Below are 23,779 nucleotides of genomic sequence, written 5' to 3' on the forward strand. Positions count from 1 at the left end.
CCCTCAGGTGGCGTTAAGGTATGCCCCGCCGGGGTTTCTGCCGTGTTCGAGGGATGAGTCCGCCCATGGGTAATGGTTCGGTCGAGCCGGTCACCGCGCCTGCGCAAGTACAGCAAGCACCGCAAGCACTGCAGGCGCAGGACGTTCCGCCGCTGCCGTGGCGGGTGCCGCTGGACCCGGCGCCGTGGTGGGCCTGGGCCCTGTTCCTGCTGCCGTTCGTCGCCGTACCGGCGTTGAACTCGTGGCTCTGGATGGGCGCCCGCGACATGCTCGCGGTCGGTCTGCTGACGATCATCGGCGCGTCCGTGGTGCGGGTCGCCGGCGGTGTCGTGCTGTACCGGGTCGAGCTGTTCCCGACCGGCCTGAAGGCACGGACCAGCATGCTGATCCGCAGCCTGGCCTGGCAGGACGTCGGCAAGCTCGAGATCGGCGAGGACAGCGTCGTCCTCACCCGCGGCCCGGACGAGCACGAGATCAACGGCATCCCGGCCGACCGCGTCGCCGAGGTCGCCGCGGTCATGGAGGTACTGCGGGAGCGCTCCCTCACCACCCAGGTTCGCCGGCAGCGCCCACGCCCCGGCATCGGCACCGCCCTGGTCCTGCTCTACGTCGTCCTCTCGATCGGCGCCTTCCTCCTCCGCTGGCACATCGTCATCTGACGGCCCAAGGTCCTTCGCCCAGCACCTGATCGACGGATACCCGTACGACAGTCGCGCCCGCGTACACCTTCTCGTTGCCGAACGGGAACTCGTCGCGGCCGAGGTACTTCTGGCTCAGCCGGTCCATCAACCCCTTGTACTGCGGACTTCCCGGCCCGTCGAGCCGCGCCGTACCGCGGACCACGAGGTACTGCGTGAGCCCGCGCGGGCTGATCCGGTCGTCCTGAACGACCAGCGTGATCCGCGGATCACGGCGCAGGTTCCGGGTCTTGCGGTGCTTCTCCTCGACGCCGATCAGCAGGTCGTCGCCGTCCCGCCCGACCCACACCAACGCGGCCTGCGGCGACCCGTCCGGGTCGATCGTGATCATCGTGACGTCCTTGGGCTCGTCGAAGAGCCGGAAGCTGCTCTCGGGAAGGTTCATGGAGCAGACGCTAGACAGCGCCGTGGGAACCTCTGGGTACCCTGGCGGCTGTGTACGGAGTGGAACCTGGCGACGTCTTCCTGGCCGACTGCCCGGCCCGCCTCGCGGTCGAGGTGATCGCCGACAAGTGGGCCGTCGTGGTGCTGTGGGGACTGAACGACCACCCCCGTCGGCACTCCGAACTGATCGAACTGATCGGCGGCATCTCGAAAAAGGTCCTCACCCAAACCCTCCGCCGCCTGCAGACCAACGGCCTGGTCACCCGCACCGCCCACGGCGGCGTCCCACCCCGCGTCGAGTACGAACTGACCGTACTCGGCCGCACGTTGATGGGACCGGTGCGGATGCTCACGGAGTGGGCAGAAGCGAACGGAGACGCGATCCTCGCTGCCCAGGAGACGGGATGAGTGCGGGGCGTAGGTGATGACGGAGAGGTGCTAGCCGAGCTCCAGGGTCGCGACGACCGGCCAGTGGTCGCTGGGAATGCGGCCGTCGGGGCGGGCGTGCGAGACGGCCGCCTCGGTCACGGTCCACTCCGGCGTGACGAGGAGGTGGTCGATGCGGTCGTGGTCCTCGGCGCCGGTGAAGTCGTGCCAGCTGCCGCCGGCCTCGAGCGGGACCGCGAGCGACAGGCCGGACGCGACCAGCGCCTTCAGCGGCGGCGAGTCCGGGGTCGCGTTCAGGTCGCCCATCACGATCCACGGCAGCGATCCGCTGATCCAGCGGGCGATCAGCCGGGACGACTGCAGTTGCGCGACCTCGCCCACGTGGTCGTAGTGCGTGTTGACGACGCCGACCGTCGTACCGTTGCGGTGCCGGAGCCAGACCAGGGTCGCGATCCGGGTCAGGTCGGCGTCCCAGCCGATCGAACCCGGCGTCCCCGGGTCGTCGGACAGCCAGCGGGTCTCCTGCCGCTCGATCCGCCAGTCGCCGGGCCGGACCAGGACGGGCGAGTGCTCACCGGCACTCATCCCGTCGTCCCGGCCGGCGCCGACGATCTGGTACTTCGGGAACCGCCAGCGCAGGTACTCGAGCTGGTCGGGCAGGACCTCCTGCAGCCCCACCACGTCCGCGTCCAGCTGTTCGATCGTCGCCACGGCCGCCTTCCGCCGTACCGGCCAGGCGTTGTCGCCGTCGGGTGCGGAGGAGTTGCGGATGTTGAAGGAGGCGGCGCGGATCTTCATGGAGCAGATCCTGCCAAACCCATCGCCCGGGTCGCAGCCTGGAGTCGCGGAGAGCTCGCTTCGAGCGCCCGGTCGCGGCCCTGCGCGAGCAGGTGATCGATCGCGCCCGGGTCGGTCGCCAGCCGCGCGTACTCCTTCTGCAGCGGCTCGATGACCGCCAGTACGGCGTCCGCGACGTCCTGCTTGAGGGCGCCGTACGACGTGTACGACGCGGCCAGCTCGACCGGATCGCCGGCGGTGCAGGCGGCCAGGATCTCCAGCAGGTTGGTGACGCCGGGCTTGGTCGCCTCGTCGTGCCGGACAACGTTTTCGGAATCCGTGACAGCGCGCATGATCTGCCGCCGGATCACGTCCGGCGGGTCCAGCAGCCGGATTGTGCCGACTGCGTCGTCCGCGTCCGACTTGCTCATCTTCGCGGTCGGGTCCTGCAGGTCCTTCACGCGCGTCGCCAGCGCCGCCTTGCTCAGCCGCGGTACGACGAACGTCTCGCCGTACTCGCGGTTGAACCGGGTCGCGACGTCCCGGGCCAGCTCGACGTGCTGGTCCTGGTCACCGCCGACCGGTACCCGTTCCGCGCCGTACAGCAGGATGTCCGCGGCCATCAGGCACGGGTACGTGAACAGCGAGGCCCGCGTCATCGGCCGGCCCTTGCCCTTCTCCTTGTACTGGATCATCCGGGACAGCTCGCCGACGTACGACGTGCACTCGAGCAGGTACGCGAGCTGTGCGTGCGTCGGTACGTCGGACTGCACGAACACCGTGCCCTCCGGGACACCGGCCGCGAGCATCAGCGTCGCGAACTCGCGGGTGAGGGTGGCGAGTCGTCGGGGATCGTGCTTGGTCGTCATCGCGTGCAGGTTCGCGACGAAGTAGAAACCGTCCGGGTCGGTGAACCGGCGGAGGGCGCCGAGGTGGTTGCCGAGCGTCAGCCGGCCGGACGGGGTGATGCCGGAAAGCGAGGTCATGATCAAGGCCCTCTCAGTGGTTGGAGCCCCACCGAGGGCACGAAAAAGGCCGCCTCGGTGAGGCGGCCTCAGTGGCTGCGTGCGAACACGCCGGGTGGACCGCCCTAGGCGACCCACCACAGCTGCAAGTTCGTGTTCACGACGATCAGCTTAGCAGCGACTGGACGATCAGCTCGTTGCGGGCGTCCTGGCCCAGCGGCACCGACGGGTGGACGCCGTCGCGCAGGTAGTTCGCCAGCCGGTACGGCTTCACCCAGAGCCATTCGGCCCAGCGGATGATCCGCAGGTTCGGGTACTTCTCCTGGGCGTCGTACAGCTGCATGTTCAGCCACGAGCTGTTTCGCTGGTCGGCGAGCTGCACCGGCGCGCTCACCGCCTTGCGGACGACCTGGAGGTTGACCCAGAACAGCGTCCGGTTCTGGCCGACGATGCTCACCGCGCGGGCGACCTGGGCGGCGAACTTCGGCGGATCGAAGATGTCGTTCGAGCCGCTGGCCAGCAGTACCCGTCGCGGTAGGCCGTACGCCGACGCGGCCCGCTGGAGCGCGTCGACCGCGCCCGAGCTCGGCCGGCTGGACCAGTTGTTGACGGCGAGCTGGGTGCCGCTGCGGCTCAGCAGCCGGGCTGCCAGCGCCTTGCCGTCCTGGACCCCGATGCTGTCGCCGAACATGAAGCCGCCGTTGGTCTCGCGGGTCTTCTGGAACTGTGCCGCGGTGGAGATGGCGCGGGTGGCGTTGGTCCACGAGCCCGCGACACCGGAGCCGTACGGCCCGGAGGACGCGGAGGTGGCGGCCGCGAACTCGGTCGCCTCCGCCGAGCTGGTGGCCGCCGGGCGGGCGGTTGCGGTCTGGGTCGAGGCGGCGACCGTCGCGGCGGCCGCGGCTGCGCCCACCGTAAAGATCTGCCGCCGGTTGGGTTTCGTTTGCCTCACGGAAGAACCTTGGGCCCCTCTGGTGCGTACTCGCAAGTCCGGATCTCACTGTCCGCAGTCGAGCCACGGCGGATTCGGGGCAGATTCTCCGGTTTTTCTGCACGGAAGTGCAAAACCTGTAACGCTTTGCAGTCCGGCGCCGATGAATCGACTGTTGGACCGCTGACGGGCCGGCGCGACCAGGGAGGGGTGTCGCGCCGCCCGTTTGTTGTGCCCGAAGCTGATCAGGCGACCGGTGCCGGGCTGACGTCGATCGAGTTCAGCTCGGTGTAGCAGTCGACCGCTATTCGATCGGTCTGGAACCGATCACGAGCTCCTCGATCAGCGGCCCGGCGATCGCCATCAACTCGTCGGGCGGTACGTCGAGGCCGTCGAGCCTGACCAGGTGCCGGGACACCACCAGGCCGAGCGTCAGCGCGCCGATCACTCCGGACCGCACCAGTGCGTCGTCGCCGCGCAGTTGCCCGGCGATCTGCCGCTGCTGTTCGGTCATCGCCTTGCGGACCTCGTCGGCCGCCTCCGGGTGGCTGAACATCGCGCGCAATGCGGCCAGGGCCGTCGTCGGCTCCTCGGCCAGCTTCCCGGTCAGCGCCGCGGTCAGCTGCGCCGCGATCTCGTCCGGCGTACCCTCGATCGCCCCGTCCGCCGGGATCGCCGCCGCCTGCGCGAACAGCTGCTCCTTCGAGCCGAAGTACCGCATCACCAGCCCGGGATCGCTGCCGGCCCGGGAGGCGACCATCCGGACCGTGGTCCGGTCGAACCCGAGCTCGCCGAACAGCTCCCGCGCGGCGGCGAGGATCCGCGTCTCGGTCCGCCTGCGCTGCTCCGCCCTGGTGGTCACGACCTTCAGTCTACGCATGTTGACTCAGTGGTGTTACGCTTTCAGCCAACGTCCGTAGACTGAAAGGTGATGCTGATGGTCCAGGCGATCGTGCTGGCCTTCCTGGCCGGGCTGATGGGGCTCAACGGGGTTCCGCACTTCGTCACCGGAATCACCGGCCGCGAGTTCCCCAACGTGACCGGCAACTCGGCCACCAACAACGCCGTCGGCGGGCTCGCGGCCTTCGCGATCGCCGCGGTGCTGCTCGCCCTCGCCCACGTCGGTACGCATCCGTGGGCGGCCCTGATCGCCGGTGCGTTGGGCGCCGTAGTGATGACCGTGTTCCACGCCCGCCGCGGCGCCTACTGGCTGAGTACACGCTTCGGGAGACCACTTCCGCACGTCTGAACGTTAAGGTCAAGGGCATGAGTGGTGAGGCGTTGCTGGTGTTCGACGACGGCTTGACCGCGTACGACTTCGGTCGTGGGCATCCGATGAGCCCGATCCGGGTGGAGCTGACGATCAAGCTCGCCCGGGAGTTCGGGGTGCTCGACCAGCTCAAGATCGTGCCCGCGCCGACCGCGGACGACGCGTTGCTCGAGACCGTCCACACCGCCGAGTACGTCGCGGCGGTGAAGCGGGCCGGCGAGCACCCCGACGACGCCGACCCGGAGCACGGACTGGGTACGTCGGACACGTACTGCTTTCCGCGGATGCACGAGGTCTCCGCGCAGATCGCCGGCGCCTCCGTCGAGGCGGCCCGCGCGGTCTGGGAGGGCGACGTACTGCACGCCGCGAACATCGCCGGCGGCCTGCACCACGCGATGCCCAACCAGGCCAGCGGATTCTGCGTCTACAACGATCCGGCGATCGCGATCCAGTGGCTGCTCGACCACGGCGCGGAGCGGGTCGCGTACGTCGACGTGGACGTGCACCACGGGGACGGCGTACAGACGGTCTTCTACAACGACCCGCGCGTACTCACGGTCAGCCTGCACGAGTCGCCCACCACGCTCTTCCCGGGCACCGGCAGCGCCGGCGAGACGGGCGGCCCGGACGCGGAAGGTACGGCGGTCAACGTCGCGCTGCCGCCCGGGACCGGGGACGCGGGCTGGTTGCGCGCGTTCCACGCCGTCGTACCGGACGTGGTGAAGGCGTTCCGGCCGCAGGTGCTGGTCACGCAGCACGGGTGCGACTCGCACGTCGAGGATCCACTGGCGCATCTCACCAAGACCGTCGACGGGCAGCGGGCGGCGTACGTCGCTCTGCACGACCTCGCGCACGAGTTGACCGGCGGTAAGTGGATCGCCACCGGCGGCGGCGGGTACGCGATCATCGACGTCGTCCCGCGGGCCTGGACCCATTTGCTGGCGATCGTCGCCGGCCATCCGATCGACCCTGCCACGCCGGTGCCGGACGCCTGGCGCGAGGAGGTCCAGCTGCGCTTCGGCCGCGTCGCCCCGCTCCGGATGACCGACGGCCGGGAGCCGTCGTACGCCGACTGGTCGACCGGCTACAACCCCGACACCTGGCTAGACCGCGCGATCAAGGCGACACGCGACGCGAGCTTCCCGTTGCTGGGTCTCGATCCTTCGTACTAATTCCCGCCCCTGCGCTTCGCTCCGGGGCGGGAGGTGGGTTGGGCTAGCACCCGCTGCGGCGCTTCGCCTTGGGTGGTTTTGAGTCACAGGAGTCCCCCTCTTTCCCATTCGTACCAACAGCCACTACGCTCGTTGCATGCACGGACGGAGGTGCCGGAGGGGAAGCCGGCGCACGATCCGTGCTGGAAGTGCGGTGCGCAATGGCATCAAAGAAGTCCGGTGGTGAGCAGCCGCTCGCCGAGGTGAAGTTCCTGACCGTGGCGGAGGTCGCCACGGCCATGCGCGTGTCCAAGATGACCGTGTACCGACTGGTGCACTCCGGTGAACTGCCCGCGGTGCGGGTGGGTCGTTCGTTCCGGGTCTCCGAGGATGCTGTGCACGACTACCTCAAAGGCGCCTTCTTCCAGGCCGGATAACAACAAACCGAAGGGGCCGGATCCATGGACCGGCCCCTTCGTCATGCGTGGGCAACCCTCCAGGTGCGGGGGCAACTAGCGCGTGAGCAGGGCGCGGAGGGCTGAGGCGATCTCGGTGGGGGACTCCTCTGCCATGAAGTGGCCGGCGGTCGTCGTTTGGTGGTGGAGGTCGGTGGTCCAGGTCTTCCAGCGGGCCGCGGCGTCGAAGCCGAGGGCGGCGCCCCAGTCCTGCTGGATCACCGTCACCGGCATCCGGAGCTTGTTGCCCGCGGCAAGGTCTTCCTCGTCGTCCGTGACGTCGACGGTCGCCGAGGCGCGGTAGTCCGCGACGATCGACGGTACGGCGTTCCGCGACGCCTCCAGGTACGCCGCCCGGACGTCGGCCGGGATCGCCCGCGGATCGTTCGCCCAGACGTCGAGGAAGTACCCGAAGAACTCGTCCGACGCGGCGGCGATCATCCGCTCCGGCAGCCCGGGCGGCTGCGCCATCAGGTACAGGTGGAACCCGACCGCCGCACTCGCCCCGTGCATCACGTCCCACATGTCGAGCGTCGGCAGTACGTCGAGGCTCATCAGCTGCGTGACCACGTCCGGACGATCGAGCCCGGCCCGGAACGCGACCAGCGCGCCCCGGTCGTGCCCGACCAGCGCAAACCGTGAATGCCCGAGCGCCGCGGCCACCGCGACCACGTCCGCCGCCATCTCCCGCTTCGAGTACCCGTCCACCGGTTTGTCACTGGCGCCGTACCCGCGCAGGTCCGGGCAGATCACCGTGTGGTCCGCGGCCAGGTCCCGCGCGACGTGCCGCCACATCAGATGCGTCTGCGGAAACCCGTGCAACAACACCACCGGCGATCCCGAACCTCCGACGGCGACGTTCAGCTCGACATCGTCCACGCCCGCGATCCGGTGGTACTCGAATCCTTCGATTGTCATGCCCCCAGCGTCGCTCCCGTCGATGAGCAGTGGATGAGCGCTACCGTGGCCGGGTGGAGTTCGGCGTACTCGGGCCGGTGATGGCCTGGGATCGGCAGCAGGTCGACCTGAAGGGGCCACGGCACCGGGCGGTGCTGGCGCGGTTGATCGTCGCGCGCGGGCGCGTCGTACCGGCGAGTGTGCTGGTGGACGACCTGTGGGCCGATCCGCCGGAGGGGGCTTTGAGCGCGCTGCGGACCTTCGTGGCGGCGCTCCGGCGGGCGATCGAACCGGACCGGGCGCCGCGGGCTCCGGCCCGGCTGCTGGTCACCGATGGGCCGGGCTACGCGCTGAGGACGGAGAACGTCGACGCCACGAGGTTCGAGGCATCCGTCAACGCCTCAGTTCGTCCGGAGCGGTTGTTGCCGGAACTGGTGGCGGGGTTGGAGTTGTGGCGCGGGCCGGCGTACGCCGAGTTCGCGGACGAGCCGTGGGCATTGGCGGAGCGGAGCCGGTTGACCGAGTTGCGGCTGCGTGCCGCGGAGCGAGTCGGGGCGACGCGGCTGGACTTGGGGCTGGCGGCGGAGGCGGTGCCCGATCTTGATGCGCACGTCACCCAGCATCCGTGGCGTGAGGATGCGTGGCGGCTGCTCGCGCTGGCGTTGTACCGCAGCGATCGGCAGGGGGATGCGCTCGCCGTACTGCGTCGTGCCCGGGAGACGCTGGTGGGGCAGCTCGGGGTGGATCCTGGTCCGGCGCTCGCCCGGCTGGAGCGCGACATCCTCAATCAGGCAACGCATCTCGCCCCGGCCGGCAACGTGTGGGCCGAGACCGCCGCGGCGTACGACCGGGCCGTCGGCGGCACCCGGGCGCGGATCGAGTCGACCGTCGGCCTGCTCCGCAATCTCGCGGTCACCGGCGGCGGCGGTCTCGAGGCCGCCCGTCGGCACCGGCTCGCCGCGGTCGCTGCGGCGGAGGAACTCGGCGATCCTGACGTCACCGCGCGGATCATCGGCGCGTACGACGTACCGGCGATCTGGACGCGTTCCGACGACGAGGCGCAGGCGGCGGCGATCGTCGCGGCGGCCGAACGGGTGCTGCCGACGCAGGACCACCCGAGCATCCGCGCCCGGCTGCTCGCCACGATCGCGCTCGAATCCCGCGGATCCCGGGAGACCCGCCCCCGCGAGGCCGCGCTCGAGGCCGAGCAGCTCGCGCGCGGTCTCGACGATCCCGCGCTGCTGGCGTTCACGTTGAACGGCGTCTTCATGCAGACCTGTTACCGCACTGGCCTCGCACCGGCACGGGACGCGATCGGCGCGGAGCTCGTCACGCTGTCGCAGCGCCACAATCTCTTTACCTATGAGGTTCTCGGCCAGCTGATCCGTCTGCAGTCGGCGTGCGCACGTGCCGACTACACGGCCGCCGACGAACACGCTGCGGCGGCTGACGCGATGGCTGCTCGGCACGAGCTTCCACTGGTCGCGGTCTTCACCCGCTGGTACGCCGCCCTGCGCGAAGACACGCCCGAGTCGTACCGGGCCGCCGCCGCACTACTCGCCGATGCAGGCATGCCCGGCCTGACCGACGGGCTGCTCCCGCTGGCGCTGGCCACCCACGCCGTACGCCACGACGACCCCATCCCCGCCGCCGACTACGGCCCCTCCTACACCCCGTGGGTGCACGACGCGGTTGGCTCGCGTACGCCCGGCGCGGATACCCCGGGTGCCTACGGTGAGGATGCTCGGCGGGCTCGCGGAGTGTTGGAGCCGCCGGCCGGGCTGCTGCTGGAGGTGCACTGGGCGCTGATCGCCCATGCGGCAAGGCGTTCGGACGACGCTGAGCTGCTGGCGACGGCGCAGGAAGCGCTCGCCCCGGCGGGCGAAGAACACGCGGCCGGCAGCGGCATGATCACGATGGGCCCGATCTCCGACTACCTCGCCTAGCCGACAGCTCCGCGGCGAGAACCGGCTAGATGTGATGTCCAGGGAGGTTGTCCCGCGTTGCGGCGGTGAGTCGGCCTGACAGGTGAAGGCCTCCGGTTGTGAAGTGGAGCTGTCTAGTTCACCGCTTCACCTGACCGGAGGCCTTCGTGTCCCACGTTAACGCGACTCTGACTCCCCGTACCCGGTTGCGGCTGGCGCGTCTGATCGTCGACCAGGGCTGGACCTGTGCCGCGGCGGCGAAGATGTTCATGGTCGCGGCCAAGACCGCGCGCAAGTGGGCCGAGCGGTACCGGGCCGAAGGAATCGCCGGGATGGCCGACCGCAGCTCCCGGCCGCACCGCAGCCCCACCAAGACCCTGCCAGGCGTGGTACGCCGGATCGTCCGGTTGCGGTGGCGCCACCGGCTCGGACCGGTCCAGATCGCCGGCCGGCTCGGCGTTGCGGCCTCGACCGTGCACGCCGTCCTGGTCCGCTGCCGGATCAACCGGCTGTCGCGCATCGACCGGGTCACCGGCGAACCCCTGCGCCGCTACGAACACGACCACCCCGGATCACTGATCCACGTCGACGTCACCAAGTTCGGCAACATCCCCGACGGCGGCGGCTGGCGCTACCTCGGCAAACAGCAAGGCGACAAGAACAAAGCCGCCACCGCGCTACGCACCGGACGAACCGCCAAAGGCCATCCCAACATCGGCACCGCGTTCGTGCACACCGTCATCGACGACCACTCCCGCACCGCCTACGCCGAGATCCACACCGACGAGAAAGCCGCCACCGCCACCGGCGTACTCCAACGCGCTGTCGCCTGGTTCGCCGACCACGGCGTCACCGTCGAACGCGTCCTGTCCGACAACGGGTCCTGCTACCGCTCATTCGCCTGGCGCGACACCTGCACGGCACTCGGCATCACCCACAAACGAACCCGGCCCTACCGGCCCCAAACCAACGGCAAGATCGAGCGCTTCCACCGCACCCTGGCCGACGGCTGGGCCTACGCCCGGTTCTACGACTCAACCAACCAACGCAACACGGCCCTGCCCGGATGGCTCCACTTCTACAATCATCACCGAGCCCACTCCGCCATCGGCGGCAGGCCACCAGTCAGCCGACTGACCAACGTCCCTGGGCATCACAGCTAGAGGTCGTCCGGGGAGCCGGTCTCGGACTTGCGGTCGGACTGTTGGCGGAGCTCGTGGTGGGACTGATGGGCGGTCGTCCGGTACGCCTCCTCGTACGCCGCGAGCGCGCCCGCCACGCCGGATCCGCGACCCCGGCGCTTCGCCCAGGACGCGAACCAGGTCAGCCCCGCGAGCACCACCACGACACCCGCGAGAAACACGACGTACGCCATGAACTCCACGCTACCTCGCACTCCCAGCCGGCTCCCAGGAATCTTCCAGGACCGTCGCAGTCCGGGCGTCCAGGATGGAATCACCAACCTGAAGGAGGCTCCCGATGCCGATCCGTATCGTCAGAACCGTTGCCGTAGGCACCATCGCGACCCTGGGCCTGGCCGCCGTCGCCTTCACCCCCGCCGCCTACGCGAGCACCACGAAGCAGACCGCCACCCCACACCTGGCCGTCCTCACCGAACCGGTCGCCCCCACCGGCAACCGCAAGGCCGCCTGACGTCCCGCGCCGACGGCGGCTAGCGCTTCCGCGCCCGCACCGCCAGCGCGTGCGGGATGTCGGGGCCGGTGGGCTCCTCGAAGTACTCGACTGTCAGACCGGACGCGATGATCGCGTTCAGGTAGTCGGCCGCGCCGAAGTCGTCCACGTCGGTGGAGATCCACAGCGTGATCGCGGTGTCGAAGGACGCGTCCGCGAACGGCAGAGCGGCGGCGTCGCCGTGCAGCAGCGGCCCGTCCGTACGCATCCGGGCGCGCCGGAGCTGGTCGACGGAGAAGTCCAGGCCGACGACGCTCCGGCCACTCGCGCGGATGCTCTCGAAGTTCCGCCCGGTGCCGCAGCCGAGGTCCAGACAAGGGCCGGAACCCGGGCCGAGCAGGTCCAGCAGTCCGGGCTGATGAGGCGGGGCGTCCACCCCGAAACGCTCGTCGTACCACTCCGCCAGACCGTCGTACCGAGCCCGCATCCAGCCTCCCAGGTAGGGTCTGAGTTTACCGGAGCGGCCTGCTTTAGGTCGGGGAAGCGACCTACGGGTAAGCTTTGCCGACGTTCTCTTTGAGTTTGGATGGTCAGACGTGGGTTCCGTAATCAAGAAGCGCCGCAAGCGTATGGCGAAGAAGAAGCACCGCAAGCTGCTGAAGAAGACGCGGGTGCAGCGCCGCAAGCTCGGCAAGTAGGTAGTTCTGCCGCGCCCGGTCCGGCTGGGGGTAGCTCGTGGCACAGGTGGTGATGGTGACCGGCGTCTCGCGGGACGCCGGTGCTCGCTGTGCCCGGAGACTGGCGGAGGACCCGTCGATCGGCACTGTGATCGGTGTCGACGTGGTTCCGCCGCGCGCGGAGCTCGGTCGGGTCCGGTTCGTCCGGGCCGACATCCGTAACCCGGTGATCGCCAAGGTGATCGCCGCGGAGGATGTGGACACGGTCGTCCACACCGGCGTCGTGGCCACCCCCGGCAGCGCCGGTGGCCGGTCGTCGATGAAGGAGATCAACGTCATCGGCACCATGCAGCTGCTCGCCGCGTGCCAGAAGGCGCCCGGCGTCGCGAAGCTGGTGGTGAAGTCCTCGACCACGGTGTACGGCGCGGGTCCGCGGGATCCGGCGATGTTCACCGAGGAGATGGCGCCGCGGGCCGTCCATCACCATGGGCTGAGCAAGGACGCGGTCGAGGTCGAGGGGTACGTGCGGGGTTTCGCCCGGCGCCGCCCGGACGTCTGCGTCAGCACGCTCCGGATGGCGAACTGGATCGGCCCGAAGACCGACTCCCCGATGACGCGGTACTTCGGGCTTCCCGTCGTACCCACTGTGTTCGGATACGACGCCCGCCTGCAGTTCCTGCACGAGGACGACGGCGTCGAGGCGATCCGGCGGGCCACGGTCCAGGATCTTCCGGGGACGTTCAACCTGGCCGGTGACGGCGTACTGTCGCTGTCCCAGGCGATCCGCCGGCTCGGCCGCCCGACCCTGCGGCTGCCGTCGTTCACCGCCTCCAGTACGGCGGCTGTCGTGCGCCGCGCGCGGCTGGCGGACTTCTCGCCGGACCAGATCACATTCCTGACGTACGGGCGGGGCGTGGACACGACGCGGATGCGCAGCGAGTTCGGGTTCGAGCCGACGTACACGACCGCGGAGGCGTTCGACGACTTCCGCAGGTCGCTCGGCACCGGCGCGATGACCCGCGCCGCCGGCCTGCTGACCGCCGGCCTGGGGGCGCTCCGTGGCTGACGCCGACATCATCCCCATCGGCACCGGCGGCCGCCCCGGCCGCGGCACAAACCGCCGCACCACTCCCTCCGCCGCCGCCCGAGCCCTCGCAAACCCAGCCACCCGCAAGAAGAAGACCCCACCACCGGACGGTGAAACAGGTCCAGGTGGTCGCAGGACGAACGGCGAACGCTCAGGCCGCGAAGCGGCTGCCGGGGGTGTGCCCGATGTCGACGGGCCCGATACGTCCGGGGTGGAGTTCGGGGGGCTGGACTTCGGGGCGCTTGAGCGGGCGGTGCGTGGGTTCTTCGGGGCTGACGGCGAGCGGCGGGTTGCGGAGTGGCTGGCGTTTTTGCGGCGGCGGGTGACGGGGGAGTACGAGCTCGACGAGTTCGGGTACGACGCGGACCTGAACGATCAGGTCCTGCTGCCGATGCTGCGGCCGATGGTGGAGAAGTGGTTCCGGGTCGAGGTTCGGGGGATCGAGAACATCCCGTCCGACGGCAGTGCGCTGATCGTCGCGAACCACTCCGGAACGATGCCGCTCGACGGGCTGGTCACGCAGGTGGTGGTCGCGGACCACACCGGCCGGCCGCTGCGGACGCTCGCGGCGGACCTGGTGTTCCAGACGCCGTTCGTCGGTGAGCTGTCCCGCAAGGGCGGCGCGACGCTCGCGAACAACGACGACGCCGAGCGGCTGCTCCGGCAGGGCAACCTGGTCGGCGTCTGGCCGGAGGGTTTCAAGGGCCTCGGCAAACCGTTCGCCGAGCGGTACAAGCTGCAGCGGTTCGGCCGCGGCGGGTTCGTCAGCGCCGCGATGCGTACCGGCGTACCGATCGTGCCGTGCTCGATCGTCGGCGCCGAGGAGATCTATCCGCTGGTCGGCAACATCGCCTCGCTGGCCCGGCTGCTGGGCGTCCCGTACATCCCGGTCACCCCGTTCTTCCCGCTGCTCGGCCCGCTCGGCCTGATCCCGCTGCCGTCCAAGTGGCTGATCGAGTTCGGCGAACCGATCCGCACCGACGACTTCGCCGACGGTGCCGCGGACGACCCGATGCTGGTCTTCAACGTCACCGACCAGGTCCGCGAAACCATCCAGCAGACCCTCTACACACTGCTCATGCAGCGCCGCAGCGTCTTCTTCTGACCACGGCGGGCCGGCCTCATCTCAAGTCCTTGGGGATAACCTTCGCCAGGTGCCGGACGGCCCGCAGCTGCAGTTGCTTGACGGCGCCTTCGGATTTCTCCAGCGCCTTGGCCGTCTCGGCGATCGACAGGCCGGCGAAGAACCGCATCGTCAGGCAGTCGCGTTGCTCGTCGGGCAGGCCGGCGACCGCGTCCCGGAGTACCTCCGCAGTGGCCGCGGCCAGTACGTCGATCTCCGGGCCTTCGGTCTGCCGGTCGTGGGTCTCGATCTCGTCGGTGACCACCTCGAGCCGGACCCGCCCGGACTTGTAGTGGTCGGTGATCAGGTTCCGGGCGATCGTCACCAGCCAGGCGCCGAAGTCCCGGCCCTGCCAGCGGAACGAGTCCAGCGCACGCAGCGCCCGGACGAACGTCTCGCTGGTCAGGTCCTCGGCGAGTGCCGATGACGACACCCGGGCGTAGATATAGCGATAGACGGTGAGCGAGTACTCGTCGTACAGCTCGCCGAAGGCACCGACGTCCCCGGCCTGGGCGCGATCGACGAGCTCTGCACGTCGCATCCCGTCCGGGCTTGGTTCCGGCGTGGTCAAGTTGTCTCCCCGTTCGACTGACACGTCGTTCGACACATCCGCGAATGGCCTCAGTGACTGGATCAGCACAGAGCGTTACTGCTCAAGCACGTGCTGTCAACAGGCTGGGGCGTGCCGCCTTCCGTCCGGTCCGATGGTCACGAATGCGCCAGCGGACTGCGTCCGGTGAAAACGGAGCAGCCTGCTGTCGGGGGTTGGTACATCGCGCATGAGGGTCCCCGCGCGGACGGGTTTCTGCAGTGTGAGGTTCGACAGAAGCTCGGCCGCGAAGTCACCTGTATATCGGTGGTCACGCTCCGCTGCAACCGTTCTGGGCAAGCTGGTTGCTCCCGGCCCGAATCCCGGGCGTGACAGACTCACCTGGTGAACGTGAATTTCGCGGACATCCTTCGTGACACAGCGCAACGTCACGGCGGGCGTCCCGCGCTGGTCGACGGGGATCGGCGGCTGACCTGGGGCGAGCTCGACCAGGCCGTCGACCGGACCGCGCAGGGGCTCGCCGCGGCCGGCCTGGTGCCCGGCTACCGGGTGCTGCTCCTGGTTGCCAACAGCATCGAGTTCGTCACGTCCTACCTGGGCGTTCTTCGCGCCGGGCTGGTCGCCGTACCGCTGAACACCGGCCTCACCAGGTCCGAGCTGAGGACCGTCGCGGAGCACTCCGGGGCCCGGCTGGCGATCGTCGACGCGGTCCTCGCGGACCGCGTCGAGGGCGTCCGAACGGTGGCCCCCGACGAGCTCCAGGGTGACGTTCCGTTACCGCCGCCGATCGATCCCGAGTCGCTCGCGGTGCTGCTCTACACCTCCGGAACCAGCGGAGATCCGCGTGCCGCGATGCTCACCCATCGGGCACTTTCGGCGAATGTGCAGAACCTCACCCAGCTCGGCGAGGACCGGATGGGCCCCGAGGACGTGGTGCTCGGGGTGCTGCCGATGTTCCACGCCTTCGGTCTGAACGCGGTGCTCGGCTGGGCGGTCGCCACCGGCGCCGCGCTGATCGTCGAACGGCGGTTCGACCCCGAGCAGACCCTCGAACTGATCGGCCGGTACGGCGTGACCCGGCTGCCGCTCGCCCCACCGGCCCTGAACGCCCTGCTGTCCCGCCCGGACCTGCGCGCGGCGCTGAAGACGGTCAAGGTCGTGCTGACCGGCGCGTCCACGCTCGACGCCGGGCTCGCGGACCGCTTCGAACGGGCCGGCGGCCTGCACGTTCATCAGGGCTACGGGCTGACCGAGGCGTCCCCGGGCGTCACCACGACGCTCGGCGAGGCCGTCCCGAAGCCGGGCTCGGTCGGTCGCCCGCTGCCGAACGTCGAGCTCCGGATCGCCGACGAGCAGGGCGAGGACGTCGAGGGCGACGACCCGGGCGAGATCCTGATCCGCGGCGGCAACCTGTTCTCCGGCTACTGGCCGGACGGTGCCGACGGGCCGGACGCGGACGGCTGGTACCGGACCGGTGACGTCGGGTTCCTGGACGCGGACGGCGACCTGTTCCTGGTCGACCGGCTGCGCGAGCTGGTCATCGTGTCCGGCTTCAACGTCTTCCCGAGCGAGGTGGAGGACGTACTGGTCGGCGCTCCGGGCGTCCGCGAGGCCGCGGTGATCGGCGTACCGTCCGAGGAGACCGGCGAGGCGGTGAAGGCGTTCGTGGTGCCGTTGCCGGACGCATCGGTCGACGTCGCAACGGTCCGGGAGTACGCCGGGACCCGGCTGGCGCGGTTCAAGTGCCCGGTCGAGATCGAGGTGGTGGACCACCTGCCGCACTCGGTCACCGGCAAGGTCGCGAAGGGACGGTTGCGGGACCGATGAACAGGGTCTTGATGTACGGGAAGCCCGGGTGTCATCTGTGCGACGACGCCCGGGAGATCATCCGGGCGGTCTGCGCCGAGGCGGGCGTGCAGTGGACCGAGGTCGACATCACGCAGGACGACCAGTTGTTCACCCAGTACGGCGAACAGATCCCGGTCACCTTCGTGGACGGCACGCAGCACGACTTCTGGCGGGTGGACCCCGCCCGACTGCGAAAGGCGCTGATGAGGTAGGGGTCACCTTCGCCGATTTTGTTCTCACGTTCACAAGCTCCTAGAGTAAGAGAGCCGCCGGCCGTCAGACCGCGGTGAACCAACCGCTCCCAGGAGAATTGTGACGCGTGCCAGCAGCCGTCGCCCCGGCCCGCCGACGAGAACCGAACGTGGCATCCCCGAGGCGACTGTCGCGCGCTTGCCGGTCTACCTGCGGGCCCTGACCGCGCTCTCCGACGGTGGCACCGCCACCGCGTCGAGCGAGGACCTGGCGACCGCCGCGGGCGTGAACTCGGCCAAGCTCCGCAAGGACCTCTCCTACCTGGGCTCGTACGGCACCCGCGGCGTCGGGTACGACGTCGAGTACCTGCGGTACCAGATCGCCCGCGAGATCGGCGTCACCCAGGACTGGGCGGTCGTCATCGTCGGGATCGGTAACCTCGGCCACGCGCTGGCGAACTACTCCGGCTTCGGCACCCGTGGCTTCCGGATCGTCGCGCTGCTGGACGCCGACCCGAACCTGATCGGCGAGCGGATCGGCGACATGGAGGTCCGCGACTTCGCCCAGCTCGAGGAGATCGTCGAGGCCGACCGGGTCTCGATCGGCGTCATCACCACCCCGGCGGGCCCGGCGCAGGAGGTGTGCGACCGGCTGGTCGCGGGCCGGCGTCACCAGCATCCTGAACTTCGCGCCCGTGGTGCTGTCCGTGCCCGACGGCGTCGACATCCGCAAGGTGGACCTCTCGATCGAGTTGCAGATCCTGGCGTACCACGAACAACGAAAGTCCGGAGAGGCGGCGCTCCCCCAGGTGCCCGAACTACCAGCGCTGAACGGTCTGACCGATCTCCCGAGTGTCGGGGGAGGTGTCGGGGCATGAGTTACCTGGTCGTCGGCATCAGTCATCGTTCCGCTGCCATCGACGTCCTCGAGCGGGTCGCCCTGGACGCGGACGCCGCGACCAAGCTCGGCCTCGCGGTCCGGAACTCGGCCGCCGTCGCGGAGTCCGCGGTCGTTGCCACCTGCAACCGCACCGAGGTGTACGCGACCGTCGACCGGTTCCACGCCGGGATGGACGAGGTGACCGCGATCCTCTCCGACGTCACCGGCGTACCGCTGCTGGATCTCGCCGAGCACCTGTACGTGCACTTCGAGGAGGGCGCGGTCGCGCACCTGTTCCAGGTCGCGGTCGGACTCGACTCGATGATCGTCGGCGAGAGTCAGATCCTCGGCCAGCTGAAGGAGACGCTGCGCGCCGGCCAGGACAACGAGACCGTCGCCACCGACCTGAACGCCCTGTTCCAGCACGCCTTGCGGGTCGGCAAGCGGGCCCGTACCGAGACCGGTATCGACTCGGCCGGCCGCTCGGTGGTCTCGGCCGGGCTGGAGGCGGTCGGCGGGACCGAAGGCCGCCGGGCGCTGATCGTCGGTGCCGGATCGATGGCCTCGCTGGCCGCGCAGACCCTGATGAACGGCGGCGCGCGGAGCGTGACCGTTGCCAACCGCAACTACGACCGGGCGGTCGCGCTCACCGACCGGATCGGCGGTACGGCGATCAGGCTCGCGGACGTGCCGGCCGCCCTGGCCGAGGCCGATCTGCTGGTGTCCTGCACCGGCGCCCGCGGCGTGGTGATCACCGCGGAGATGATCCGGAACGCGTCCGGCGGCCGGCCGCTCGGCGTCCTCGACGTGGCGCTGCCGCGGGACGTCGCACCGGAGGCGGCCCGGATCCCCGGCGTCACGCTGATCACGCTCGCCGACCTCGTGGGTACGGCGGGCGGCAGCGAGGCCGACATCGACGAGGTACGGCGGATCGTCGGCGAGGAGACCGGTGCGTTCGAGGCCACCCGGCGGGCCGCGTCGGTGGCGCCGACCGTGGTCGCGCTGCGGGCGATGGCCAGCTCGCTGGTCGACCAGGAGCTGGCCCGGCTGGAGCGCCGGCTGCCGGACCTCGGCGAGCACGAGCGGCGCGAGGTCGAGCGGACCATCCACCGGGTCGTCGACAAGGTGCTGCACAACCCGACGGTCCGGGTGAAGGAGCTCGGCGGCGATCCGGGCGGACCGACGTACGCCGACGCGCTCCGGCAACTGTTCGCACTCGACCAGGCGGCCGTGGACGCGGTCACCACGCCGAAGGGCGGTGAGCAGGCATGATCCGCCTCGGGACCCGCCGCTCCAAGCTGGCAACCGCGCAGGCGACCCTGGTCGCGGATGCGCTCCGGGACCTCGGCCACGAGGTCGAGCTGATCCCGATCTCCACCACCGGCGACGCGGACAAGGTGTCCCCGGTCGAACAGATCGGCGGCACCGGCATCTACGTCAGCGCGCTCCGGGACGCGCTGCTGGCCGGCGACATCGACATCGCCGTGCACTCGCTGAAGGATCTCCCGACCGCGCCCGTCGACGGACTGGTGATCGGCGCCGTCCCGGTCCGCGAGGACCCGCGCGACGTGCTCGTCGCCCGCGACGGGCTGACGCTCGGCGAGCTGCCGCACGGCGCGGTGATCGGTACCGGTGCGCCGCGCCGGTCGGCGCAGATCGAGGCGCTCGGTCTGGGTATCGAGTGCACCGGGATCCGCGGCAACGTGGACACCCGGATCGGCCTGGTCACCGACGGCAAGGTCGACGCGGTGGTGCTGGCCCGGGCCGGGCTGGCCCGGCTGGGGCGGCTCGCCGAGGTGACCGAGACGCTGGATCCGATCCAGATGCTGCCGTCGCCGGGACAGGGCGCGCTGGCGGTCGAGTGCCGCGCGGACGACACCGACGTACTGACCGCGCTGGCTCCGCTGGAGGACGCGGCCACCCGTGCCGCGGTGACGGCGGAGCGGCAGATGCTGGCCACCCTGGAAGCGGGGTGCACGGCGCCGGTCGGGGCGCTCGCCGAGGTGGTCGAGGGTGAAGACGGCCCGGAGCTGTGGCTGCGGGGCGCGCTCGGCCAGGAGGACGGCGTACGGCGGCTCTCCGCGAACGGGCCGGTGGACGACCCGGTAGCGCTCGGCAGGGCGCTGGCGAACGAGTTGCTGGAGCGAACATGACACCGGCACAGGGCACGAGCACAGCCCACCAGAAGGCCCAGAAGACGGCGCCGACGACGGCGCCGAAGACGGCCCACAGGACGAGCACGAAAACGACGAGGGCGAAGGCAGACGTGAGCGCGAAGACAGCCGCTACCGCGGCACCGCAGAAGGCCGCGACCAGTACCGTCAAGCAGACCAAACCGCTCGGCCATGTCACGTTCGTCGGGGTCGGTCCTGGTGACCCGGCGCTGCTGACGCTGGCCGGCCGGGACGTCCTCGCAGGCGCTGACGCGGTGGTTGTCGAAGGCCCCGAACACGACGCGTTCCTGAGCTACTGCAAGGCGGGCGTCGAGGTCGTGGACGGCTCCGGCGCCGAGGGCAGCCGGGCGCTCCGGGTGGCTGCCCGCGCGCGCCTGGTGGTGAAGACCGCGAAGACCGCGGCGAACGTGGTGCGGCTGCTGAGCGGCGACCCGTTCACCTTCTCCAGCGGCGCCGAGGAGGCAGTCGCCTGCAAGAAGGCCGGCATCGCGTTCAACGTGGTCCCGGGGGTCAGCGAGCTGAGCGCGGTCCCGACGTACGCCGGGATCCCGCTGACGATGAAGGGCGACCGTGAGGTCACCGTCGTCGACCTCGCCGAGAACAAGCTCGACCTGACCCGCCTGCAGCCGAAGCAGACGCTGGTCCTGCTGAACGCGACCGAGGTGCTGAAGGAGACCGTCGCCGCGCTGCTCGAGGCCGGCTTCGACACCGGCACTCCGGTCGCCGCGACGGTCGGCGGTACGACGACCTCGCAGACCAGCGTGGTCGGGACGCTGGAGACGATCGTCACCGACCTGCGGACCTCGAAGGTCGTCGGCGAGGCCGTGATCGTGGTCGGCACCGTGGTCGAGCAGCGCGAGTCGCTGTCCTGGTTCGAGACCAAGCCGCTGTTCGGCTGGCGGATCCTGGTCCCGCGGACCAAGGACCAGGCCGGGCCGCTGATGGACCGGCTCCGGCGGTACGGCGCGATGCCGGAAGAGGTCCCGACGATCTCCGTCGAGCCGCCGCGGAACCCGCAGCAGATGGACAAGGCGATCCGCGGCCTGGTCGAGGGGCGCTACGAATGGGTCGCGTTCACCTCGGTGAACGCGGTGAAGGCGGTCCGGGAGAAGTTCGACGAGTACGGCCTGGACGCGCGGGCGTTCTCCGGGCTGAAGATCGCGGCGGTCGGCGACAAGACCGCCGAGGCGATCGCGGCCTGGGGCATCCGCCCGGACCTGGTGCCGTCCGGCGAGCAGTCCGCCGCCGGGCTGGTCGAGGACTGGCCGCCGTACGACGCGCTGCTGGACCCGATCAACCGGGTCTTCCTGCCGCGCGCCGACATCGCCACCGAGACCCTGGTCGCGGGCCTCACCGATCTCGGCTGGGAGGTCGACGACGTGACGGCGTACCGGACCGTCCGGGCCGCCCCGCCGCCCGCGCCGACCCGCGAGGCGATCAAGTCCGGCAAGTTCGACGCGGTGGTGTTCACCTCGTCGTCCACGGTCCGGAACCTGGTCGGCATCGCCGGCAAGCCGCACGCGTCGACGGTGATCGCGGTGATCGGCCCGGCCACGCTGAAAACCGCCGAGGAGCACGGCCTGCGGGTCGACGCGATGGCCGAGACGCCGTCCGTCGAGGAGCTGGCCGACGCCCTGGCCCGGTTCGGTGCGGACCGCCGTGACACGATGGTGGAGGCCGGGGAGCCGGTCACCCGTCCGTCCGAGCGGCGCTCGGGTTCTCGCCGCAAAAGCTGATGGAGAGCTGATCTAGGTGCCTGGATTCCCGGAGATTCGGCCGCGGCGGCTTCGGTCGTCGGCGGCGGTGCGTCGACTGGTCGCGGAGACCGTCATCGAGCCGCGGCAGTTGATCCTGCCCATGTTCGTCCGGGAAGACGCCCGCGAGCCGATCCCGATCAGGTCGATGCCGGGCGTCGTCCAGCACACCCGGGACACCGCCCGGAAGGCGGTCGCGGAGGCGGCGCAGCTCGGGCTGGGCGGCGTGATGCTGTTCGGCGTACCGTCGTCGAAGGATCCGGAGGGGTCCGGTGCGCTGGATCCATCAGGAATCTTGAACGTGGCGATCGCCGACGCGGTGTCCGAGGCCGGCGACTCGCTGCTGGTGATGTCGGACCTCTGCCTGGACGAGTTCACGTCCCACGGGCACTGCGGCGTACTCGACGCTGCCGGCCGGGTGGACAACGACGCGACGTTGAAGATCTACGCGGAGATGGGCGTCGCGCAGGCTACGGCCGGTGCGCACGTCGTCGGCCCGTCCGGGATGATGGACGGCCAGGTCGGCGTCGTACGCGCCGCGCTGGACAAGGCCGGGTTCGTCGACACGGTGATCCTCGCGTACGCCGTGAAGTACGCGTCGGCCTTCTTCGGCCCGTTCCGCGAGGCCGTCGACTCGTCGCTGACCGGCGACCGGAAGACGTACCAGCAGGACAACGCGAACTCCCGGGACGCGATCCGCGAGGTCGACCTCGACATCGCCGAAGGCGCCGACATCGTGATGGTGAAGCCCGCGCTCGCGTACCTCGACATCATCCGCCAGGTCCGCGACCACGTGAACGTCCCGGTCGCGGCGTACAACATCTCCGGCGAGTACGCGATGGTGGAGGCGGCCGCCGCCAACGGCTGGATCGACCGCGAAGCCGCCATCCTCGAAACCCTCACGGCCATCCGCCGGGCGGGCGCCGACACCATCCTGACGTACTGGGCCGCGGAAGCCGTCCACCTCCTGAACCGCCGCTGAGACACCCGTGGCGGCAACGTGACGCCACCCGGGCCGGGCGTCACCGCGCTGATCCTCGGGCCGAGGATCATCGGCCGGGGGAGGTCGCGATGGAGGATCCAGCGGGGTTCACAGCGGTAGACGAGGTGCCCGGCGACTACTTCGTGCGGTTCCTGGACACGCGGCGGTCGGGGAGCTGTACGTCAAGCAGGTGATCGCGGACCTGCTCGACGCACGCCCGGGTCTGAGTGTTCTCGACGTCGGCTCGGGGACCGGCGACGACCTGGCCGAACTCGTCGCGATCCTCGGTCCTGACGGACACGCCACCGGCCTGGATCTGAGGTACCGCGATGGTGGCGGAAGCGCACCGCCGTACGGCGGACTCCGGGCTGCCGATCGAGTTCGTCGAGGGAGACGCGAACGCCTTGCCCTTCGAACCCGCGACATTCGACCGCACCCGCGCCGAACGGGTTCTGATGGCCCTGCCCGATCCGCTGTCCGCCGTTCGGGAACTGGCCCGCGTGACGCGCCCGGGAGGAATCGTCGTCCTCTCGGAGATGGATGCCGGCACCATTTTCGTCAACAGTTCGAACCGGGACCTGACCCACCGCGTCGTCGCCGGGATCGTCGGCTGCCCAGCTGCTGTTCATGGATTCCGGCTCCGGGACCCGTGGGAATCGCGGGAAGGGTATCGACCGATGGAGTGGCCGATCCGTCGTCACCCCACGAATCCGTGGGAATCGCGGGGCCATCGACCGATGCAGTGGCCGATCGGTCGCCACCGCACGTATCCAACCGGCCTAACATGGTGGAGGATTCAGCGGTTGTCTCCTCGCGATCGCGATCACGATCGCCATCACCGGAACGCTGCCGGCCTCGCGGACCAGGTCGATAGCGTGCACCCGACGGAGACTGAGCCCGCACACGACCACGTCGGCGCCGAGCGGGATCCGCAGGGAACAGGCGCGGTCGGTCACGGCCGCGGACGACGCAGGCGTCAAAGCCCGACGTATCCGTCGTCGCCCCTCGAAGTCGGTCCGTATCGGCGGTAAGTCATCGACG

27 protein-coding genes and 2 pseudogenes are annotated in these 23,779 nt (G+C 70.0%); 19 read left to right on the forward strand and 10 right to left on the reverse strand.

Annotated features, from left to right (window positions below; translation table 11 throughout):
* The first annotated feature begins 65 nt into the window (after positions 1–65).
* Positions 66–659: a hypothetical protein gene (locus tag JOF29_RS02230; protein ID WP_245357415.1), complete on the forward strand. Its 594-nt coding sequence runs from the start codon at positions 66–68 to the stop codon at positions 657–659.
* Here JOF29_RS02230 and JOF29_RS02235 read toward each other — a convergent pair.
* Entirely contained in the window at positions 652–1,083 is a 432-nt protein-coding gene (locus JOF29_RS02235) for a PPOX class F420-dependent oxidoreductase (protein WP_209692564.1), read from the reverse strand. The two genes, JOF29_RS02230 and JOF29_RS02235, sit on opposite strands and share 8 nt — an antisense overlap.
* Positions 1,084–1,133: 50 nt before the next feature.
* Between JOF29_RS02235 and JOF29_RS02240 the strand changes: the two genes are divergently transcribed.
* A complete protein-coding gene (locus JOF29_RS02240) occupies positions 1,134–1,490 on the forward strand; it encodes a winged helix-turn-helix transcriptional regulator (RefSeq protein WP_307863109.1) in 357 nt (118 codons plus the stop codon).
* Positions 1,491–1,520: 30 nt separating this feature from the next.
* Here the strand turns inward: JOF29_RS02240 and JOF29_RS02245 are convergent, their stop codons facing one another.
* From JOF29_RS02245 to JOF29_RS02260, 4 genes are all read right to left on the reverse strand, one after another.
* Positions 1,521–2,267, reverse strand: a complete 747-nt coding sequence (locus tag JOF29_RS02245) for an endonuclease/exonuclease/phosphatase family protein (RefSeq protein WP_209692565.1) — start codon at positions 2,265–2,267, stop codon at positions 1,521–1,523.
* Complete coding sequence (gene trpS / locus JOF29_RS02250; RefSeq protein ID WP_209692566.1) at positions 2,264–3,232, reverse strand: tryptophan--tRNA ligase; 969 nt, start codon at positions 3,230–3,232, stop codon at positions 2,264–2,266. Before trpS ends, JOF29_RS02245 begins: the two co-directional genes overlap by 4 nt.
* A gap of 145 nt (positions 3,233–3,377) precedes the next feature.
* Positions 3,378–4,163 (reverse strand): SGNH/GDSL hydrolase family protein, encoded by a 786-nt coding sequence (locus JOF29_RS02255; protein ID WP_307863110.1) that lies wholly within the window; start codon positions 4,161–4,163, stop codon positions 3,378–3,380.
* Between the two features lie 283 nt (positions 4,164–4,446).
* A complete protein-coding gene (locus tag JOF29_RS02260) occupies positions 4,447–5,004 on the reverse strand; it encodes a TetR/AcrR family transcriptional regulator (protein WP_209692568.1) in 558 nt (185 codons plus the stop codon).
* Between the two features lie 69 nt (positions 5,005–5,073).
* On the opposite strand from JOF29_RS02260, the gene JOF29_RS02265 reads away from it, so the two are divergent.
* The 3 genes from JOF29_RS02265 (at position 5,074) to JOF29_RS02275 (ending at position 7,000) form a co-directional block, all read left to right on the forward strand.
* Positions 5,074–5,391: a hypothetical protein gene (locus tag JOF29_RS02265; protein WP_209692569.1), complete on the forward strand. Its 318-nt coding sequence runs from the start codon at positions 5,074–5,076 to the stop codon at positions 5,389–5,391.
* Positions 5,392–5,408: 17 nt separating this feature from the next.
* Positions 5,409–6,584 carry an acetoin utilization protein AcuC gene (locus JOF29_RS02270; protein ID WP_209692570.1) on the forward strand — a complete coding sequence of 392 codons (1,176 nt, stop codon included), beginning with the start codon at positions 5,409–5,411 and terminating at the stop codon, positions 6,582–6,584.
* A 200-nt stretch (positions 6,585–6,784) separates the two neighbouring features.
* The gene (locus JOF29_RS02275) at positions 6,785–7,000 is read left to right on the forward strand and encodes a helix-turn-helix domain-containing protein (RefSeq protein WP_012923942.1); all 216 of its coding nucleotides are present in this window, start codon (positions 6,785–6,787) and stop codon (positions 6,998–7,000) included.
* 75 nt (positions 7,001–7,075) lie between these two features.
* Here the strand turns inward: JOF29_RS02275 and JOF29_RS02280 are convergent, their stop codons facing one another.
* Positions 7,076–7,936 carry an alpha/beta fold hydrolase gene (locus JOF29_RS02280; RefSeq protein WP_209692571.1) on the reverse strand — a complete coding sequence of 287 codons (861 nt, stop codon included), beginning with the start codon at positions 7,934–7,936 and terminating at the stop codon, positions 7,076–7,078.
* Between the two features lie 29 nt (positions 7,937–7,965).
* Here JOF29_RS02280 and JOF29_RS02285 point away from each other — a divergent pair, with 29 nt between their 5' ends.
* Both JOF29_RS02285 and JOF29_RS02290 read left to right on the forward strand, forming a co-directional pair.
* Positions 7,966–9,861 (forward strand): AfsR/SARP family transcriptional regulator, encoded by a 1,896-nt coding sequence (locus tag JOF29_RS02285; RefSeq protein WP_307863111.1) that lies wholly within the window; start codon positions 7,966–7,968, stop codon positions 9,859–9,861.
* Positions 9,862–10,007: 146 nt separating this feature from the next.
* Positions 10,008–11,003 carry an IS481 family transposase gene (locus JOF29_RS02290; protein WP_209692572.1) on the forward strand — a complete coding sequence of 332 codons (996 nt, stop codon included), beginning with the start codon at positions 10,008–10,010 and terminating at the stop codon, positions 11,001–11,003.
* Here JOF29_RS02290 and JOF29_RS02295 read toward each other — a convergent pair.
* Positions 11,000–11,215, reverse strand: coding sequence for a hypothetical protein (locus JOF29_RS02295; RefSeq protein ID WP_209692573.1), 216 nt, complete (start codon positions 11,213–11,215; stop codon positions 11,000–11,002). The two genes, JOF29_RS02290 and JOF29_RS02295, sit on opposite strands and share 4 nt — an antisense overlap.
* A gap of 104 nt (positions 11,216–11,319) precedes the next feature.
* Here JOF29_RS02295 and JOF29_RS02300 point away from each other — a divergent pair, with 104 nt between their 5' ends.
* Complete coding sequence (locus JOF29_RS02300) at positions 11,320–11,493, forward strand: hypothetical protein (RefSeq protein ID WP_209692574.1); 174 nt, start codon at positions 11,320–11,322, stop codon at positions 11,491–11,493.
* 19 nt (positions 11,494–11,512) lie between these two features.
* Here the strand turns inward: JOF29_RS02300 and JOF29_RS02305 are convergent, their stop codons facing one another.
* Positions 11,513–11,959 carry a class I SAM-dependent methyltransferase gene (locus JOF29_RS02305; protein ID WP_209692575.1) on the reverse strand — a complete coding sequence of 149 codons (447 nt, stop codon included), beginning with the start codon at positions 11,957–11,959 and terminating at the stop codon, positions 11,513–11,515.
* Positions 11,960–12,068: 109 nt separating this feature from the next.
* On the opposite strand from JOF29_RS02305, the gene JOF29_RS02310 reads away from it, so the two are divergent.
* The 3 genes from JOF29_RS02310 to JOF29_RS02320 are packed head-to-tail and all read left to right on the forward strand — an operon-like array spanning position 12,069 to position 14,341.
* A complete protein-coding gene (locus JOF29_RS02310) occupies positions 12,069–12,170 on the forward strand; it encodes a 30S ribosomal protein bS22 (RefSeq protein WP_008356322.1) in 102 nt (33 codons plus the stop codon).
* A gap of 37 nt (positions 12,171–12,207) precedes the next feature.
* Positions 12,208–13,215 (forward strand): NAD-dependent epimerase/dehydratase family protein, encoded by a 1,008-nt coding sequence (locus tag JOF29_RS02315; RefSeq protein WP_307863112.1) that lies wholly within the window; start codon positions 12,208–12,210, stop codon positions 13,213–13,215.
* A complete protein-coding gene (locus JOF29_RS02320) occupies positions 13,208–14,341 on the forward strand; it encodes a lysophospholipid acyltransferase family protein (RefSeq protein ID WP_209692576.1) in 1,134 nt (377 codons plus the stop codon). Before JOF29_RS02315 ends, JOF29_RS02320 begins: the two co-directional genes overlap by 8 nt.
* Before the next feature lie 16 nt (positions 14,342–14,357).
* Here the strand turns inward: JOF29_RS02320 and JOF29_RS02325 are convergent, their stop codons facing one another.
* Complete coding sequence (locus tag JOF29_RS02325) at positions 14,358–14,930, reverse strand: sigma-70 family RNA polymerase sigma factor (RefSeq protein WP_238332099.1); 573 nt, start codon at positions 14,928–14,930, stop codon at positions 14,358–14,360.
* A gap of 363 nt (positions 14,931–15,293) precedes the next feature.
* Between JOF29_RS02325 and JOF29_RS02330 the strand changes: the two genes are divergently transcribed.
* The 7 genes and pseudogenes from JOF29_RS02330 (at position 15,294) to hemB (ending at position 22,738) form a co-directional block, all read left to right on the forward strand.
* Positions 15,294–16,736, forward strand: a complete 1,443-nt coding sequence (locus JOF29_RS02330; RefSeq protein ID WP_209692577.1) for a class I adenylate-forming enzyme family protein — start codon at positions 15,294–15,296, stop codon at positions 16,734–16,736.
* Entirely contained in the window at positions 16,733–16,969 is a 237-nt protein-coding gene (locus JOF29_RS02335; RefSeq protein ID WP_209692578.1) for a glutaredoxin family protein, read from the forward strand. Before JOF29_RS02330 ends, JOF29_RS02335 begins: the two co-directional genes overlap by 4 nt.
* Before the next feature lie 100 nt (positions 16,970–17,069).
* Positions 17,070–17,826: pseudogene (locus JOF29_RS02340) on the forward strand (redox-sensing transcriptional repressor Rex).
* A 14-nt stretch (positions 17,827–17,840) separates the two neighbouring features.
* A pseudogene (locus JOF29_RS02345) lies at positions 17,841–19,100 on the forward strand (glutamyl-tRNA reductase); the annotation flags it as partial.
* Positions 19,097–19,981: a hydroxymethylbilane synthase gene (gene hemC / locus JOF29_RS02350; protein WP_209692580.1), complete on the forward strand. Its 885-nt coding sequence runs from the start codon at positions 19,097–19,099 to the stop codon at positions 19,979–19,981. The pseudogene JOF29_RS02345 and the gene hemC, both read left to right, overlap by 4 nt.
* Positions 19,978–21,738, forward strand: coding sequence for a bifunctional uroporphyrinogen-III C-methyltransferase/uroporphyrinogen-III synthase (locus JOF29_RS02355; protein WP_209692581.1), 1,761 nt, complete (start codon positions 19,978–19,980; stop codon positions 21,736–21,738). The genes hemC and JOF29_RS02355 overlap by 4 nt, the downstream gene beginning before the upstream one ends.
* Positions 21,739–21,754: 16 nt before the next feature.
* Positions 21,755–22,738, forward strand: a complete 984-nt coding sequence (hemB, locus tag JOF29_RS02360) for a porphobilinogen synthase (protein WP_209692582.1) — start codon at positions 21,755–21,757, stop codon at positions 22,736–22,738.
* A 136-nt stretch (positions 22,739–22,874) separates the two neighbouring features.
* On the opposite strand, the gene JOF29_RS02365 is transcribed toward hemB, so the two are convergent.
* The gene (locus tag JOF29_RS02365; protein WP_209692583.1) at positions 22,875–23,039 is read right to left on the reverse strand and encodes a hypothetical protein; all 165 of its coding nucleotides are present in this window, start codon (positions 23,037–23,039) and stop codon (positions 22,875–22,877) included.
* Between the two features lie 28 nt (positions 23,040–23,067).
* Between JOF29_RS02365 and JOF29_RS02370 the strand changes: the two genes are divergently transcribed.
* Positions 23,068–23,769, forward strand: a complete 702-nt coding sequence (locus tag JOF29_RS02370) for a methyltransferase domain-containing protein (RefSeq protein ID WP_209692584.1) — start codon at positions 23,068–23,070, stop codon at positions 23,767–23,769.
* Positions 23,770–23,779: the final 10 nt, after the last annotated feature.

Source organism: Kribbella aluminosa (assembly GCF_017876295.1).
Taxonomy (GTDB): domain Bacteria; phylum Actinomycetota; class Actinomycetes; order Propionibacteriales; family Kribbellaceae; genus Kribbella; species Kribbella aluminosa.

What these genes read in the sequence shown, in the direction of transcription:
- JOF29_RS02305 (WP_209692575.1), bottom strand. Translation starts at nt 11,959, where the DNA reads ATGCGGGCTCGGTACGACGGTCTGGCGGAGTGGTACGACGAGCGTTTC.
- trpS (WP_209692566.1), bottom strand. Translation starts at nt 3,232, where the DNA reads ATGACCTCGCTTTCCGGCATCACCCCGTCCGGCCGGCTGACGCTCGGC.
- hemC (WP_209692580.1), top strand. Translation starts at nt 19,097, where the DNA reads ATGATCCGCCTCGGGACCCGCCGCTCCAAGCTGGCAACCGCGCAGGCG.
- JOF29_RS02270 (WP_209692570.1), top strand. Translation starts at nt 5,409, where the DNA reads ATGAGTGGTGAGGCGTTGCTGGTGTTCGACGACGGCTTGACCGCGTAC.
- JOF29_RS02275 (WP_012923942.1), top strand. Translation starts at nt 6,785, where the DNA reads ATGGCATCAAAGAAGTCCGGTGGTGAGCAGCCGCTCGCCGAGGTGAAG.
- JOF29_RS02355 (WP_209692581.1), top strand. Translation starts at nt 19,978, where the DNA reads ATGACACCGGCACAGGGCACGAGCACAGCCCACCAGAAGGCCCAGAAG.
- JOF29_RS02370 (WP_209692584.1), top strand. Translation starts at nt 23,068, where the DNA reads ATGGTGGCGGAAGCGCACCGCCGTACGGCGGACTCCGGGCTGCCGATC.
- JOF29_RS02230 (WP_245357415.1), top strand. Translation starts at nt 66, where the DNA reads ATGGGTAATGGTTCGGTCGAGCCGGTCACCGCGCCTGCGCAAGTACAG.
- JOF29_RS02245 (WP_209692565.1), bottom strand. Translation starts at nt 2,267, where the DNA reads ATGAAGATCCGCGCCGCCTCCTTCAACATCCGCAACTCCTCCGCACCC.
- JOF29_RS02335 (WP_209692578.1), top strand. Translation starts at nt 16,733, where the DNA reads ATGAACAGGGTCTTGATGTACGGGAAGCCCGGGTGTCATCTGTGCGAC.
- JOF29_RS02300 (WP_209692574.1), top strand. Translation starts at nt 11,320, where the DNA reads ATGCCGATCCGTATCGTCAGAACCGTTGCCGTAGGCACCATCGCGACC.
- JOF29_RS02280 (WP_209692571.1), bottom strand. Translation starts at nt 7,936, where the DNA reads ATGACAATCGAAGGATTCGAGTACCACCGGATCGCGGGCGTGGACGAT.
- JOF29_RS02265 (WP_209692569.1), top strand. Translation starts at nt 5,074, where the DNA reads ATGCTGATGGTCCAGGCGATCGTGCTGGCCTTCCTGGCCGGGCTGATG.
- JOF29_RS02295 (WP_209692573.1), bottom strand. Translation starts at nt 11,215, where the DNA reads ATGGCGTACGTCGTGTTTCTCGCGGGTGTCGTGGTGGTGCTCGCGGGG.
- JOF29_RS02235 (WP_209692564.1), bottom strand. Translation starts at nt 1,083, where the DNA reads ATGAACCTTCCCGAGAGCAGCTTCCGGCTCTTCGACGAGCCCAAGGAC.